This is a genomic window from Streptosporangium sandarakinum, assembly GCF_013409935.1.
GTDB lineage: Bacteria > Actinomycetota > Actinomycetes > Streptosporangiales > Streptosporangiaceae > Streptosporangium > Streptosporangium nondiastaticum.
On sequence record NZ_JACCCO010000001.1, the window covers coordinates 1,411,543 to 1,426,960 of the forward strand.

Consider the following 15,418-nt stretch of genomic DNA (forward strand, 5'->3'; position numbering starts at 1 on the left):
AGGGTTTGGCCGAATGACGGTGTGGAAATCAAAGACCATTACGCTTCAGCTTCCCGCGGCGCGTTCCCGCAGTACCCGCCGCTGCTGCTCCATCGCGACCAGTTCGCCGAACAGGCGGTTGTACTCCTGCTGCTCCTCGACCGGGTTGGTCCGCTCTAGCTGGGATTTGAGCTGGTCGAGCGCACGAGAGACCTTGATCAGCTCAAGAGCCGTCAGCATCCCCGTGGCATAGGGTTCCTCTTTCATCTGGTCGACCCGGATCTCCTCAACGGCGAACCGCGTCACGAGCCCGCTCAGCGTCTCGTTCGCGCTTCCCAACAGCCGGTCCACCCACTCTCGTCCCCCGGCGCCAGCAGCCGCCACGCCCCCCACCTCGGCGATGAGCCGGTAAAGGGCCGCGCACTCGGGAACAGTGAATGCATCCTCTCCGATCGCGTCGAACCCCGGCCCTAGGAGCGCCGGGCGCTGCACGGCCAGTTTGAGGATCTCGGTTTCCATGCGGATCGCGGAATCGGCCAGATCGGCACTCCTATGGGCCGCCTTCCTCCGGGAAGCGGCCTGCTTTGCCCCTCCGGACACTTCCATGATCCGGCTCAGCACGAAGCTCTCATCCTGGAAGCCGAGCCAGCGATCCAGGTTCACCGCGTAGAGCTTGCGCAGGCCCTGGTCCCTAATGCGAGCTACGAAGGGCGCGGCGGCGTCGAGAGCGGACAGCCGCCCCTCGTTGGTGGTGACGTCGTAGTTGGAGACCAGGTTGCGGATCGCAAACTCGAATAGCGGTTTCCTCGTGGCTACCAGATCGCGCACAGCGGCGTCGCCGTGCCTGATGCGCAGATCACAGGGGTCGAGCCCATCGGGCTGCACGGCCACGAAGGTCTGGGTGGCGAACTTCTGGTCGTCGGCGAAGGCCCGCAGCGCCGCCTTCTGGCCGGCCGCGTCGCCGTCGAAGGTGAAGATCACCTCTCCCTGGGAAATCGAACGGTCCATCAGTAGCCGCCGCAGCACCTTGATGTGCTCGGCGCCGAACGCGGTGCCGCAGGTCGCCACCGCCGTCGGCACGCCCGACAGGTGGCAGGCCATCACGTCGGTGTAGCCCTCGACGATCACCGCCTGGGAGCGCCGGGAGATCTCCCGCTTGGCGAGGTCGACGCCGTAGAGGACCTCGCTCTTCTTGTAGAGGGGGCTCTCGGGGGTGTTGAGGTATTTCGGGCCGTCCTCGGCGTCGTTGAGCTTGCGCGCGCCGAAGCCGATCACGTCGCCGGTGATGTCGCGGATCGGCCAGATGAGCCGCCCGCGGAACCGGTCGATCGGGCCCCGGCGCCCCTCCTTGGCCAGCCCTCCCTTGACGAGTTCGGCGGCGGTGAACCCGCGGGCCATCAGGTGCCGGGTGAGCGCCTCCCACTCGGCGGGGGCGTATCCCACGCCGAAGCGCTCGGCGTCGGCCCGCTCGAACCCGCGCTCCGACAGGAACCTGCGCCCGGCCGCCGCCTCCGGGGCGGTCAGCCTGGAGGCGTAGAACTCCGCCGCCGCCCGGTGCGCCTCGATCAGCCGGCTGCGCTCGCCCTGCTCCCGGCCGGGGACGTATCCCCCCTGCTCGTAGCGGAGCTGGATGCCCGCGCGGTTCGCCAGCTGCTCGACGGCCTCGGCGAACGACAGGTGCTCCAGCCGCCGGACGAAGGTGATGACGTCGCCGCCCTCGCCACAGCCGAAGCAGTACCAGTAGCCGCGGGCGGGCGTGACGTTGAACGACGGGCTCTTCTCGTCGTGGAAGGGGCACAGCCCCTTCAGGTTGCCGCCGCCCGCGTTGCGGAGCTGGATGTGCTCGCCCACGATGTCGGCGATCGGTGAGCGCTCCCGTACGAGCGCGATGTCGTCGTCACTGATCCGGCCTGCCACGCCGCGAGTCTAGTCGGGCGTCCCGACAGGTCGGCGTCCCCGCGACGTTCCCGAGGCGCCTCCGAGGCGTGCTCACGGCTTCTCCGCGGCGCCTCCGCGGCCGGGCCGGGACGGGGCCGCGGGACGGCGGACTTTCCCAAATGGTTCATGACGGACAATGAGGTCGGTTACAAATGTAAGGGCTGTTTCTCGATAGGTTACGCGGGTGGAGATCATGCGATCGGGGCACAAAGCACGACTGGCCGTCGTGACCGGCGCGGTGCTCGTCACCGGGGCCTGCGGCTCGGCCGGCGGGGCGACGAGCGTCAGCGCGCGACCGGCCCCCCTTTCCCAGGCGGTCGCCGCGACGGCCACGGCGACCCCGGAGACCCCGGAGACCCCGGCGGCGACGGGAAGCCCGGCGCCGGGAGCCACGGGGACGCCCGCCCCCCGGGTGCCACCGCAGACCCTGCGGCGCCCCAAGGCCGACGAGCCGGTGCGGGTGCCGCCGCCCAAGCTCTCCGACTTCACCTACTCATTCCCCGTCCAGGGGTGCCGGGTGACGTACCAGAGCCAGCTCCTCGTGCTGCCCAAGACCACCATCTGGGCGGCCAAGGGCTGCTCGTTCGTCTCCCCGGTGAACGGCGTGGTCGACGAGGTCAACGTCAAGAACCGGTGGACCGCCTCCACCGACCGGGGTGCCGACCGCGAGGGCCGCTTCGTGACCGTCGTCGGCGACGACGGCGTGCGCTACCTCGGCGGTCACCTGGAGCGGGTCGCCCCGGGGATCGTCCCGGGCCGGAGGGTGACCGCCGGCCAGATCCTCGGCCAGGTCGGCAACTCAGGCAACGCCCGCTCCACGGCCAGCAACCTCTACTTCGCGATCTCCTGGAAGACCGATCCCTCGCTCTGGTGGGTACGGCGCGGCATGGTCAACCCGTGGAACTACCTGGACGCCTGGCTCAACGGCAACCGCACCCTGTCCCCGCGCGACGAGATGACGGCCGTCAGGAACCGGACCGGCGCGGCACCCAGGTGCGCGACCCTGTGCGCCTCGAAGCCGAAGCCGAAGTCCAAGCCCACCGAGCGCCCGCCGCGGCCCGACGACAAGCACATCACGGTGGGCACGCTCAGCGGCGGCTGACCTCCGTACCCTCCGCACGGCCCGGCCGTACGGCCCGGACCCGCCGGCCCGGCGGGACGCATGACCTGACGGGCGCGGCCGGGCCGGGCGCGTGACCGGGTGAGGCCGCGGCCCGCGCCGGTCAGCGGGTCCAGCTCGTCAGGCGCCGGTGCCAGGTGACGGCCGCGGTGTCCGACAGCGAGGCGACCTGGTCGACGACCACCCGCAGCCGCCCGGCGTCGTCGGCGGCCCTGGCGAAGGCCGCCTGCAGGGCGGGCTCCAGCGTCTCCGGGGCGCCCCGCATGATCAGGTCGGCCAGCTCGCGGATGAGCTCGCGCTGCCTGGCCTGGTTGGCGTGGTGGACGTCGCGGGTCATCACGTAGTGGGCGGTGAGCCCCTTCAGCACCGCGCACTCCAGCCGGGTGGTCCTCGGCACGATGAGGCCGGCGTCGTGGCGGCCCGCCGCCGGGCCGTACTCCTCTCGGGTGGCGACCTGCGCCGACCGGCACAGGCGGCCGATGAGCTCGCTGGTCAGGGCCTTGAGCGCGGCGAGGTCGCCGAGGGAGCCGTCGAAGTGGCGGGGCCAGATCGGCTGGGCCACCAGGCGGGCGAAGACGTGCTCCAGCTCGCCGGGGTCGGCGTCCGGGGCGTACCAGGAGGCGGTGGTCACGCACACCTCGCGGCGCTCGGCGGGGTCGCGCAGGGCCTCCAGTACGACGTCCCCGGCGTGCAGGGCGTCCTCCAGGTCGTGCACGGAGTAGGCGACGTCGTCGGCCCAGTCCATGATCTGGGCCTCGAAGCTGACCCGCCGCTCGGGCGCGCCCTCCCTGATCCAGGTGAAGACGGGCAGATCGTCGTCGTAGGCGCAGTACTTGGGGCTCGTCCGGCGCGTCCAGGGATACTTGATCGTGGCGTCCAGGGAGGCGCGGGTGAGGTTGAGCCCGACGCTGCGGCCGTCCTCGGTGAGGACCTTCGCCTCCAGCCGGGTCAGCAGGCGCAGGCTCTGCGCGTTGCCCTCGAACCCCCCGCACGGGGCCGCGACCTCGTCGAGCGCGGCCTCCCCGTTGTGCCCGAACGGCGGGTGGCCGAGGTCGTGGGCCAGGCAGGCGGTCTCCATCAGGTCGGGGTCGCGGCCGAGCGCCTGCCCCATCTCCCGGCCGATCTGCGCGCACTCCAGCGAGTGGGTCAGCCGGGTGCGGGGGATGTGCTGCCCGCTGCCGAGCGTCTCGCCCGGCCCGACCACCTGGGTCTTGGCCGCCAGCCGCCGCAGGCCCGCGCTGTGCAGCACCCGCGCCCGGTCGCGTTCGAACGGCCCTCGCTCCGGGTTGCCGGGGGGTTCCGGCACCCATCTGGCCTGGTCGTGTTCGTCGTAACCGTGCATAAGTGCAGTGATTTTATCCGGCGTCCGCCAATCCATTCCGAACTACAGGAAAACAGCGGACGCCGCGCCGGCGGCCCGGCGGGCGGGTCCCGCGTCACGCGGGCCGCCCACCGGGCCCTTCCGGTCCTCTGTCCCCCGTTTCCCGGTCCCCGGTCCCCGCAGGGTCAGCGGGTGTCGGAGTCCGCGCAGACCAGGGCGGCCCGGCCCGCCTCCAGCCGGGCCACCGGGATGCGGAACGGCGAGCAGGAGACGTAGTCCAGCCCGGTCTCGTGGCAGAAGTGGATGGAGTCGGGGTCGCCGCCGTGCTCGCCGCAGATGCCGAGCTTGATGTCGGGGCGGGTCCGGCGGCCCTCCTCGGCGGCGAGCCGTACGAGTCGGCCCACGCCGTCGCGGTCCAGCGACTCGAACGGGGAGACGCCGAAGACGCCCAGCTCCAGGTAGCGGGAGAAGAACGCGGCCTCGACGTCGTCGCGGGAGAAGCCCCAGGTCATCTGGGTGAGGTCGTTGGTGCCGAAGGAGAAGAACTCGGCGGCCTCGGCGATCTGCCCGGCGGTCAGCGCCGCCCGCGGCACCTCGATCATCGTGCCGACCAGGGCCTCGACGCCGGTCTCGGCCAGGATCGCCCGCGCCTCGTCCCGGACGTTCTCCAGCTCCTGCACGGCGGCGACGAGTGGGATCATGATCTCCGCGCGGGTCCCCTCGACGGCCCTGGCCGCCTCGGCGATCGCCCGGACCTGCATGGCGAACAGACCGGGGATGACCAGGCCGAGCCGTACGCCGCGCAGGCCCAGCATCGGGTTCTGCTCGTGCAGCCGCTTGACGGCGGCGAGCAGCTTGAGGTCCTTCTCGTCGGCCCGGTCCCCGGCGAGGGCGACCTTCACCGACAGGTCGGTGCAGTCGGGCAGGAACTCGTGCAGCGGCGGATCGAGCAGGCGGATCGTGACCGGCAGGCCCTTCATCTCCCGGAAGAGCTCCACGAAGTCGCCCTGCTGCAGCGGGCGGAGGGCCTCCAGCGCCCGCGCGCGCTCGGCGTCGGTCTCGGCCAGGATCAGCTCCTCGACGAGCTGCCGCCGGTCGCCGAGGAACATGTGCTCCGTACGGCACAGCCCGATGCCCTGGGCGCCGAACCGGCGGGCGCGGGCGGCGTCCTCGGCGTTGTCGGCGTTGGCCCGCACCTCCAGCCGCCGCATCCCGTCGGCGTGCCGCATGACGCGGTCCACCGCCCGCACCAGTTCGTCCTCGTGGTCGCCGGAGCCCTCGAAGTACTCCACGACCTGGGAGTCCACCACGGGCACCTCGCCGAGGTAGACCGCGCCGGTGGAGCCGTCGATGGAGATGACGTCGCCCTCGTTGACCACGACGCCGCCGGGTACGGTGAACGAGCGGTCCTGGGTGGAGACCTCCAGCTCCTCGGCGCCGCAGACGCAGGTCTTGCCCATGCCGCGGGCCACCACGGCCGCGTGCGAGGTCTTGCCGCCGCGGCTGGTCAGCACCCCCTGGGCGGCGATCATGCCGGCCAGGTCGTCGGGGTTGGTCTCGCGGCGGACCAGGATGACGTTCTCCCCCCTGTCCGCGAGCTCGACGGCCCGCTCGGAGGAGAAGACGGCCTTGCCGACGGCCGCGCCCGGGGAGGCGTTCATCCCCTTGGCGATCTTCTTGGCGTCGGCGTCCCCGGCGAAGCGGGGGAACATGAGCTGGGCGAGCTGGTCGCCGGTGACCCTGGTGACGGCCTCGTCCATGCTGATCAGGCCCTGCTCGGCGAGCTGTACGGCGATGCGGAACGCCGCGCCCGCGGTCCGCTTGCCGACCCGGGTCTGCAGCATCCACAGCTTGCCGCGCTCGACGGTGAACTCGATATCGCACAGGTCGCGGTAGTGGTTCTCCAGCGTGGCCATGATCTGCATGAGCTCGTCGTAGACGGGCTTGTCGATGCGCTCCAGCTCCTGCAGCGACAGGGTGTTGCGGATGCCCGCGACGACGTCCTCGCCCTGGGCGTTCTGCAGGTAGTCGCCGTAGACGCCCTGGTGGCCGGTGCCGGGGTCGCGGGTGAAGGCCACTCCGGTGCCGGAGTCCATGCCGCAGTTGCCGAAGACCATGGAGCAGACGTTGACCGCGGTGCCGAGGTCGGCGGGGATGCGTTCCTGGCGGCGGTAGAGGATGGCGCGCGGGGCGTTCCACGACCTGAAGACGGCCTCGACCGCCATGTGCATCTGGCGGTGCGGGTCGGCGGGGAAGTCCTCGCCGGTCTGGTCGCGGACGATGCCCTTGTAGGTCTCGACGAGGCGCTGGAAGTCGGCGGCCTCCAGGTCGAGGTCGTCGCGGCCGGCCTTGAGCTCCTCCAGGGCGTCGTCGAACAGCTCGCCGTCGATGCCCTGGACGGTCTTGCCGAACATCTGGATGAGCCGCCGGTAGGAGTCCCAGGCGAAGCGCTCGTTGCCGCTGGACTGCTTGGCCAGGCCGTGCACCGACTCGTCGTTCAGCCCGATGTTGAGGACGGTCTCCATCATGCCCGGCATGGAGAACTTGGCCCCGGAGCGCACGCTGACCAGCAGCGGGTCGTCCGCCTGTCCCAGGCGGCGGCCCATCTTCGCCTCCAGCGCCGAAAGGTGCCGGGAGGTCTCCTCCTCCAGCCCTTCCGGGAGCCGGCCCTCCGTCAGGAAGTGGCGGCACGCTTCGGTGGTGATGGTGAAGCCGGGGGGCACCGGCAGGCCGAGATTGGTCATCTCCGCCAGGTTGGCCCCCTTACCGCCGAGCAGATCTTTGAGATCTTTGTTGCCCTCGGTGAAGTCGTAAACGTACTTGGGCACGGCTGCTCCTTCTGCGACTTCAAGCGACGTGTGTCACCGCCTCACTCCGGACTCTACCGACGAAAAAGATGATGAAACGTCACCCATCGGTATGCAGTGTGTTTTGGCCTGTCAGGGGGTGTTTGACGGTCTAATCCAATCCAAAGGAGAGCCAAATAAACCGCCATATCGGCCCGCCGTAGAATTGGTTTATACCAATTGGTGTAAACCAATTCACCGGGCATTCACCCGCCTCCCGCCCCGGGCGTCCGCACGGCCGCGCGGGGCGAGATCCCCGGAGAACGCGTACGGCCCCCGCCTCGCAGGGAGGCGGGGGCCGTACGGAACGGGACGGGACGCCGGGCAGGCCGGCGGCGGGTCAGTCGTTGAGGTGCTTGCGGAGGTAGGAGTCGACCTGGTCGAGGGCCACGCGCTCCTGGGCCATCGAGTCGCGCTCGCGGATGGTCACCGCCTGGTCCTCAAGGGTGTCGAAGTCGACGGTGACGCAGAACGGCGTGCCGATCTCGTCCTGGCGGCGGTAGCGGCGGCCGATCGCGCCCGCGTCGTCGAACTCGACGTTCCAGCGGCGGCGCAGCGCGGCCGCCAGGTCGCGGGCCTTGGGCGACAGGTCGGCGTTGCGCGACAGCGGCAGCACGGCCACCTTGACCGGGGCGAGGCGGTGGTCCAGGCGCATGACCGTGCGCTTCTCCATGACGCCCTTGGCGTTGGGCGCCTCGTCCTCGGTGTAGGCGTCGATCAGGAAGGTGAGCGTGGCGCGGTCGACGCCGGCCGCCGGCTCGATCACGTACGGGACGTAGCGCTCGCCGGTCTCCTGCTCGAAGAAGCTGAGGTCGGTTCCGGAGGCCTTGCCGTGCGCGGTCAGGTCGAAGTCGGTGCGGTTGGCGACGCCCTCCAGCTCACCCCACTCGCTGCCGGTGAAGTTGAAGCGGTACTCGATGTCGACGGTCCGCTTGGAGTAGTGCGACAGCTTCTCCTGCGGGTGCTCGTACAGCCGGAGGTTCTCGGGGTTGATGCCGAGGTCGGTGTACCAGCGGTAGCGCTCGTCGATCCAGTACTGGTGCCACTCCTCGTCACTGCCGGGCTTGACGAAGAACTCCATCTCCATCTGCTCGAACTCGCGGGTGCGGAAGATGAAGTTGCCCGGGGTGATCTCGTTGCGGAACGACTTGCCGATCTGGCCGATGCCGAACGGGACCTTCCTGCGCGCCGACTGCTGCACGTTGAGGTAGTTGATGAAGATGCCCTGGGCGGTCTCGGGCCGCAGGTAGGCCAGGCCGGATTCGTCCTCGACCGCGCCGAGGTAGGTCTTCAGCAGGCCGCTGAACTGCCGGGGCTCGGTGAAGGCGCCCTTGTTGCCGCAGTTGGGGCAGGTGATGTCGGCGAGCCCGCGTTCCGGGGCGTGGCCGTGCTTCTCCTCGAAGGCCTCTTCGAGGTGGTCGGCGCGGTAGCGCTTGTGGCACGACTGGCACTCGGTGAGCGGGTCGGTGAAGGTCTCGACGTGACCGCTGGCCTGCCACACCTCGGGGGCCAGGATCACGCAGGAGTCGAGGCCGACCACGTCGTCGCGGCCCTGCACCACGGCCTTCCACCACTGCCGCTTGACGTTGTTCTTGAGCTCCACTCCCAGCGGGCCGTAGTCCCAGGAGGCGCGCAGGCCGCCGTAGATCTCGCTGGAGGGGTAGACAAGACCACGTCGCTTGGCGAGGCTGACGATGGTGTCCATGATGTCCGTACGGCGTGCCATAAGGGAAAATCTCCATCCGGCTGGAGGTCGGCGAGGAATCGTTGGGCTCCAGCTTAGGGGAGCCGGGCGGGCGGGGTGCCCGCCCGGCTCGGCCCGTCCGTCTTGTCATTGAAAAGCCCGCGGGAACGTTCCGGGAAAAGCGGCGGGCGGCGGTCCGCCGGTTCCCCGGAGCCCGTCCCCCCGGCGGCGACCCGTCAGGCCCGCGCGACGTCCTCGAAGGCGCTCGGCTCGTTGATCATCAGCGTCATGAGCGGGTACATCGCCATCCGGGCCGCGCCCAGCGCCCGCCGGTAGAACCCGGCCCCCTCCCACTCGCTGACCAGCGCCCACAGCTCCGGGTCGTCCACCGACCTGGTCACCCGGCCCCTGATGTGACCGGGCTGGGCGGCCAGCGTGTCGGCGATGTCGTGGACCTGGGCGAGGAACTCCCCGGTCCGGGCGGCGGGCACCGAGTAGCGGATGACTGCGAGCATCCGCCCAGCATGCCAGAACCGCCCGGGAGGGCCGCGCCGCACATGCCGCCCCGGGGCGGGCCGTACCGCGCGTGCCGTCGGAGAGAGGACCGCGCCGCACATGCCGTCCCAGGGCGGGCCGTACCGCGTGCGCCGTCGGAGAGAGGACCGCGCCGCACGTGCCGTCGCGGGGAGGGCGGCGTTAGGCTCGGGCCGTGGCCGACAAACGAAGTCAGCGCCCCGCGCACCCTCTGGCCAGAAGCCGTCCCCCGGAGCGAGGACGCCCCCGGGGCGGCCGTCCGCTCCCGCCGGGCGAGCACTTCCTCACCCCGGGCGCCACGGGCCTGCGGCGCACGGTCGAGCGGCGCAGCGCGGCGCCGCTGGTCTTCCTGTTCGGGCTTCCCCGGTGGATCCTGCCGGCGCTGCTGGTGGTGCTGCTCCTGGTGGGCTTCGCGGTGCCGTCCGCCTGGGGCGGGGTGGCGGTGCTGCCGGTGCTGGCGTTCGTCGTCTGGCTGGCCTACATGTCGTGGCCGTCGCTGGGGATGAAGGGGCGCGTCCTGCGGGTGGTGCTGGTCACCTTCCTGGCCCTGCTGGCCGCCGACCGCTTCGGAGCCTTCTAGCCTGATTTTGACAATCATTTTCATTCACGTCCATACTGATGGACATGAAGTCGGATTTCCCCCGACGTATGCCCATGCATACTGCCGGCGCGCTCGCCCTGATGACCGTCCTCGCCACCACCGCGGCCTGCGGCTCCGGTTCGGCCGACTCCGGTAAGGCGGGGAGCGCGTTCGGCGTCAGCGCGGCCATGTACCCGCTGCAGTGGCTGACCGAGCGGGTGGGCGGACCCGACATCGCCGTCACCGGCCTGGCCAAGCCCGGTGTCGAGCCGCACGACCTGGAGCTGTCGCCCATCCAGGTGGCCCGGCTGGAGGAGACCGGACTCGTCGTCTACATCAGGGGCGTGCAGCCCGCCGTGGACGAGGCGGTCGGGCAGCACGCCGCCGACCGGGGGTTCGACGCGGCGACCGCGGTGCGGACCCTCCCCGCGACCGCCGGGGACGACCACGCCGACGAGCACGCCGGGGAGACGGGCGAGGAGCACGCCGGCGAACACGGCGACGAGCACGCCGGGGAAGGCGGCTCCCCGATCTCCTACGACCCGCACATCTGGCTTGACCCGTCCCGCTTCGCGACCGTCGCCACCAAGCTGGGCGAACGGCTCGCCGCCGCCGACCCCGCCCACGCCCAGGGGTACCGGGAGCGCGCCGCCAAGGTGGCGGCCGAGCTGACCGCCCTGGACGGCGAGATGGCGCGGGGCCTGCGGACGTGCGCCTCGAACGCGATCGTCACCAGCCACGCCGCCTTCGCCTATCTCGCCGACCGCTACCGGCTCCGTCAGATCGGGGTCAGCGGCGTCAACCCGGACGCCGAGCCCGCCCCCGCCCGCCTCGCCCAGGTGGCCGAGGTGGCCCGCCGGGAGAAAGTGACTACCATTTTCACCGAGAGCCTCGTCAGCCCCAAGGTCGCCGAGGTCCTCGCCAGCGAGGTCGGCGCGAAGACGGCCGTCCTCGACCCCATCGAGAGCCGGCCGGCGAGCGGCGACTACACCTCCGCCATGCGCCGCAACCTCACCGCACTCCAGGCAGCGCTCCGCTGCTCGTAAGGGCCATCGTGACTTCTGACCAAGCGGTTTTCACCATGAAGGGCGGCCAGGTGAGCCTGGACCGCCGCCCGGTGCTCCGCGGCATCGACCTGACCATCGAACCCGGCGAGGTCGTGTCCGTGCTGGGCGCGAACGGATCGGGCAAGTCCACCCTCATCCGCGCGCTGCTCGGCCTGACCCCGCTGACCGGCGGCACCACCCTCCTGTACGGCAGGCCGCCCGCCCGGTTCCGCGACTGGCGGCGGATCGGCTACGTGCCCCAGCGGCTGTCGGTGGGCGGCGGCGTGCCGACCACCATCCGCGAGGTCGTCGCCTCCGGCAGGATCGCCCGGCAGCGGCGGTTCCGCCCGACGAGCGCGGCCGACCGCGAGGCGACCGAACGGGCCCTCGCCGCCGTGGGCATGACCGGCCGGGCCGGCGACCCGGTCCAGGCCCTGTCGGGCGGCCAGCAGCAGCGGGTGCTGATCGCCCGGGCCCTGGCCGGGGAACCCGACACCTACGTCATGGACGAGCCCACGGCCGGGGTGGACGCCGACAGCCAGCAACTCCTCGCCGACACCCTGTCCGCGCTCGTCAGCCAGGGCAGGACGGTCCTGCTGGTCGCGCACGAGCTGGGCCCCCTGGAGCCGTTGATCACCCGCGCCGTGGTGCTGCGCGACGGCTGCGTCTGCCACGACGGCCCGCCACCGCGCGCCGTCGGCGCCCACGCCCTGCCCGGCCACGACCACGTGCACCCGCACGCCGAGGAGAACCCCGTGAGCACGCTCGACTGGAGGCCCACGCCGTGATCGAACTACTGAGCCTGGGCCTCATGCGCCGGGCGCTGATCGCGGCCCTGCTGGTCGGCCTGGCCGCCCCGGCCATCGGCACGTTCATCGTCCAGCGCCGCCTGGCCCTGCTCGGCGACGGCATCGGCCACGTCGCCCTGACCGGCGTGGCGCTCGGCTTCCTGACCGGCACCGCCCCCGTGCTGACCGCGGTGGCGGTCTCGGTGCTGGGCGCCGTGACGATCGAACTGGTCCGGGCGCGCGGCAGGACCAGCGGCGACGTGGCGCTCGCCCTGCTGTTCTACGGCGGCATCGCCGGGGGCGCGCTGCTCATCTCGCTGGCCCCGGGCGGCAGCAACACCACCCTGATGTCCTACCTGTTCGGCTCGATCAGCAGCGTCACCTCCCAGGACGTGTGGGCGATCGGCCTGCTGGCCGCGGCCGTGCTCGGCGTGGTCGCCGTCTTCGGGCGCGAGCTGTACGTGCTGTGCCAGGACGAGGAGGTCGCCAGGGCCAGCGGCCTGCCGGTGCGCTTCCTCAGCCTGCTGATCGCCGTCACCGCCGCGCTGACCGTGGTCATCGCCATGCGGGTGGTGGGCCTGCTGCTGGTCAGCGCGCTGATGGTGGTCCCGGTGGCGACCAGCCAGCAGTTCACCCGGGGGTTCCGGGCCACGATGCTGCTGTCCATGGTCTTCGGGGTGCTCGCCACGGTCGGCGGGCTCACCTCGTCGTTCTACGTGGAGGTGCCGCCGGGTGCGATCATCGTGGTGGTCGCCCTCGCGGGGTTCGTCCTCGCCCTGGGGCTCGGTAGATTCGTACGCCGCAGCCGATCACAGGAGTCCACGCCATGAGCAGCAGGCGCGATGCCGTACACGCCGTCCTTCGCAGCAGCGAGGGTTTCCGCAGTGCCCAGGACGTGTACGCCGAGATGCGCGCGCAGGGCGCGAAGATCGGCCTGACCACGGTCTACCGGGCGCTGCAGAACCTCGCCGACGGCGGTCAGGTCGACATGCTCCGGACGGACGACGGGGAGTCCGTCTACCGCGCCTGCGCCAGCGGTGACCATCATCACCATCTGGTCTGCCGCGTCTGCGGGCGGACGGTCGAGGTGGCCGGGCCCGTGGTGGAGCGGTGGGCCGAGGCGGTCGGGGCCGAGCACGGCTTCACCGAGGTCACCCACACGGTCGAGGTCTTCGGCACCTGCGGCTCCTGCTCGGCGGCGAAGGCCGCCGGAACGGCGGCCCGCTCCTGACCGGCCCGCGGCGTCCGTCCGTGAGATGCCCCCGCGGGGCCGTTCCCGGGATACGCTTCCGAAACGGCCGGTCGCCGTGCGCGTTCCCGCGAAAACCACATATAACAGGGGTCAACATGCCATTCGCCCATGACATGCTGTGCTCACTCGCCACCATGATCGATCTGATCAACACCTCTCCCTCCGTCAACGGCGAGGAGGGGCTGGGCGACCTGCGGGCGCTCGGCGAGTTCGTGGAACGTCAGCAGGTGAGCAACGTGGGCAGGCTGCGGGCCACCGACCTGACCGAGGTCCGGGCCCTGCGCGAGTCCTTCCACCGGGTCATCGTCGCCCCCGACCGGGCCACCGTGATCATCCGGCTGAACACGCTGCTGGGCGGCACCAGGATCACCCCCACCCTGGCCGAGCACGACGGCCACCCCCTGCACATCCACTACTTCGCGCCGGGCGCGTCGCTCGCCGAGCGGCTGTCGGCCGACCTCGGCGTCGCCCTGGCCCACCTGCTCGTCGAGGACGAGTGGGAGCGCCTGCGGAGCTGCTCGGCCCCCGACTGCGACCACTTCTTCCTGGACGAGTCGCGCAACCGCTCGCGCGTCTACTGCGACAGCCGCACCTGCGGCAACCGCATGCACGTCGCCGCCTACCGCGCCCGCCGCCGCGCCTGAGCCCCGTCCGCGTGACGCCGGGCCCGGCGGCCCGGCGTCAGGCGCACGATGTCAGCGGGAGACCTCGTTGGGCACCGCTCCGCCGTACCGGCGGTCGCGCTTGGCGTAGGTCTCGCACGCCTCCCACAGGTCGCGGCGGTCGAAGTCGGGCCACAGGCGGTTGAGGAAGACCATCTCGGCGTAGGCGCTCTGCCAGAGCAGGAAGTTGGAGGTGCGCTGCTCGCCGGAGGAGCGCACGAACAGGTCGACGTCGGGGATCTCCGGCTCGTCGAGGTAGCGGGCGAAGGTCGACTCCTTGACCCGGTCGGGCTTGACGCGCCCGGCGGCGATGTCGGCGGCCAGGCGGACCGCGGCGTCCACGATCTCGGCGCGGCCGCCGTAGTTGACGCAGAACTGCAGGGTCAGGGTGGAGTTGCGCTCGGTCATCCGCTCGGCGTCCTGCAGCTCGCCGATGACGCTCTTCCACAGCCGTCCGGGGCGGCCCGCCCAGCGGACCCGCACGCCCATCGCGTGGAGCTGGTCGCGGCGGCGGCGGATGACGTCGCGGTTGAAGCCCATCAGGAAGCGCACCTCGTCCGGGGAGCGCTTCCAGTTCTCGGTGGAGAAGGCGTACGCCGACAGGTAGGGGACGCCCAGCTCGATGGCGCCCTCGATCACGTCGAAGAGCGACGCCTCGCCCGCCTTGTGGCCCTCGGTGCGCGGCAGCCCGCGCTGCTTGGCCCACCGGCCGTTGCCGTCCATCACGATCGCCACGTGCCGGGGCACCAGGTCGCGCGGAATGGGGGGCGGGACGGCTCCGGAGGGGTGCGGTGCCGGTGGGCGGACGTTCACGAGGCGGGCTCCCTTTCTACGTGTCGAAGAGAGCGTATTCCGTGTTCGAGGTGCCATTGGAGATACGCGGCCACCAGGCCGCTGCACTCGGCGCGGTGGCGCCCCTCGGAGGCGTCCGCGGTCGCCCAGTCGCCCTTGAGCAGCGCGCTCATCAGGGCGATGGTCTCCCCCGCGGGTACGGCGGAACCGGCCGGGCGGCACGCGCCGCACACCACTCCCCCGGCCACGATGGCGAACGCCCGCACCGCGGGGGCCTTGCACCGGGCGCACGCCTCCAGGGCCGGGGCGTAGCCGGCGACGGCCAGCGAGCGCAGGAAGTAGGCGTCGAGCACCAGCCTGGGCTCGTGCCCGCCGGAGCCGAGCGTGCGCAGGCCGCCGACCAGCAGCAGGAACTGGCGGAGCGCGGGCTCCTTCTCCCCCATGATCAGCCGGTCGGCGGTCTCCAGCATCGCGCTGCCCGCGGTGTAGCGGGGGTAGTCGTGGACGAGCGCCTCGCCGTACGGGTGGATCGTCTCGGCCTGGGTGATCACATCGAGGGTGCGGCCGTTGTGCAGCTGGAGGTCGACGTGGGTGAACGGCTCCAGCCGGGCGCCGAAGCGGGACATGGTGCGCCGGACGCCCTTGGCGACGCCGCGGATCTTGCCGGTGCGCCTGGTCAGCACGGTGACGATGCGGTCGGCCTCGCCCAGCTTGTGGGTGCGCAGCACGATGCCCTCGTCACGGTACAGACTCACCGGATCAGTTTAGTGCGGTGACCGGGACGAAAGGCCGTTTTACCCGGTCCACCGGCACGGAACGATCACGAGTGCGCGTTGTTCACCCGAAACTAACTAAACTTTGGCTCTCGGCGAACCC

14 protein-coding genes are annotated in these 15,418 nt (G+C 71.3%); 7 read left to right on the forward strand and 7 right to left on the reverse strand.

Going from position 1 to position 15,418, the window contains the following annotated elements; translation table 11 throughout:
- Positions 1–45: 45 nt before the first annotated feature.
- The gene (dnaG, locus tag HDA43_RS06180) at positions 46–1,896 is read right to left on the reverse strand and encodes a DNA primase (protein ID WP_179818748.1); all 1,851 of its coding nucleotides are present in this window, start codon (positions 1,894–1,896) and stop codon (positions 46–48) included.
- 214 nt (positions 1,897–2,110) lie between these two features.
- On the opposite strand from dnaG, the gene HDA43_RS06185 reads away from it, so the two are divergent.
- Positions 2,111–3,019 carry a M23 family metallopeptidase gene (locus tag HDA43_RS06185; RefSeq protein WP_179822857.1) on the forward strand — a complete coding sequence of 303 codons (909 nt, stop codon included), beginning with the start codon at positions 2,111–2,113 and terminating at the stop codon, positions 3,017–3,019.
- Between the two features lie 121 nt (positions 3,020–3,140).
- Here HDA43_RS06185 and HDA43_RS06190 read toward each other — a convergent pair whose 3' ends face one another.
- From HDA43_RS06190 to HDA43_RS06205, 4 genes are all read right to left on the reverse strand, one after another.
- Positions 3,141–4,379, reverse strand: a complete 1,239-nt coding sequence (locus tag HDA43_RS06190; RefSeq protein ID WP_179818749.1) for a deoxyguanosinetriphosphate triphosphohydrolase — start codon at positions 4,377–4,379, stop codon at positions 3,141–3,143.
- A 164-nt stretch (positions 4,380–4,543) separates the two neighbouring features.
- Positions 4,544–7,186, reverse strand: coding sequence for a pyruvate, phosphate dikinase (ppdK, locus tag HDA43_RS06195; protein ID WP_179818750.1), 2,643 nt, complete (start codon positions 7,184–7,186; stop codon positions 4,544–4,546).
- Positions 7,187–7,544: 358 nt separating this feature from the next.
- Positions 7,545–8,930, reverse strand: coding sequence for a glycine--tRNA ligase (locus HDA43_RS06200; RefSeq protein ID WP_179818751.1), 1,386 nt, complete (start codon positions 8,928–8,930; stop codon positions 7,545–7,547).
- Between the two features lie 194 nt (positions 8,931–9,124).
- The gene (locus HDA43_RS06205) at positions 9,125–9,403 is read right to left on the reverse strand and encodes an antibiotic biosynthesis monooxygenase family protein (RefSeq protein ID WP_179818752.1); all 279 of its coding nucleotides are present in this window, start codon (positions 9,401–9,403) and stop codon (positions 9,125–9,127) included.
- A 194-nt stretch (positions 9,404–9,597) separates the two neighbouring features.
- On the opposite strand from HDA43_RS06205, the gene HDA43_RS06210 reads away from it, so the two are divergent.
- From HDA43_RS06210 to HDA43_RS06235, 6 genes are all read left to right on the forward strand, one after another.
- Positions 9,598–10,002, forward strand: a complete 405-nt coding sequence (locus HDA43_RS06210; RefSeq protein WP_179818753.1) for a DUF6703 family protein — start codon at positions 9,598–9,600, stop codon at positions 10,000–10,002.
- Positions 10,003–10,070: 68 nt separating this feature from the next.
- On the forward strand, positions 10,071–11,048 hold the full coding sequence (locus HDA43_RS06215; protein WP_179818754.1) for a metal ABC transporter substrate-binding protein: 978 nt from the start codon (positions 10,071–10,073) through the stop codon (positions 11,046–11,048).
- A gap of 35 nt (positions 11,049–11,083) precedes the next feature.
- Complete coding sequence (locus tag HDA43_RS06220) at positions 11,084–11,836, forward strand: metal ABC transporter ATP-binding protein (RefSeq protein WP_179822862.1); 753 nt, start codon at positions 11,084–11,086, stop codon at positions 11,834–11,836.
- Positions 11,833–12,666: a metal ABC transporter permease gene (locus HDA43_RS06225; protein WP_376770456.1), complete on the forward strand. Its 834-nt coding sequence runs from the start codon at positions 11,833–11,835 to the stop codon at positions 12,664–12,666. Before HDA43_RS06220 ends, HDA43_RS06225 begins: the two co-directional genes overlap by 4 nt.
- A complete protein-coding gene (locus HDA43_RS06230) occupies positions 12,663–13,067 on the forward strand; it encodes a Fur family transcriptional regulator (protein ID WP_179818755.1) in 405 nt (134 codons plus the stop codon). The genes HDA43_RS06225 and HDA43_RS06230 overlap by 4 nt, the downstream gene beginning before the upstream one ends.
- Before the next feature lie 116 nt (positions 13,068–13,183).
- On the forward strand, positions 13,184–13,732 hold the full coding sequence (locus HDA43_RS06235; protein WP_179818756.1) for a CGNR zinc finger domain-containing protein: 549 nt from the start codon (positions 13,184–13,186) through the stop codon (positions 13,730–13,732).
- A 51-nt stretch (positions 13,733–13,783) separates the two neighbouring features.
- Here HDA43_RS06235 and HDA43_RS06240 read toward each other — a convergent pair whose 3' ends face one another.
- Both HDA43_RS06240 and recO read right to left on the reverse strand, forming a co-directional pair.
- A complete protein-coding gene (locus HDA43_RS06240; RefSeq protein ID WP_179818757.1) occupies positions 13,784–14,563 on the reverse strand; it encodes an isoprenyl transferase in 780 nt (259 codons plus the stop codon).
- Entirely contained in the window at positions 14,560–15,297 is a 738-nt protein-coding gene (gene recO / locus HDA43_RS06245) for a DNA repair protein RecO (RefSeq protein ID WP_179818758.1), read from the reverse strand. The genes HDA43_RS06240 and recO overlap by 4 nt, the downstream gene beginning before the upstream one ends.
- Positions 15,298–15,418: the final 121 nt, after the last annotated feature.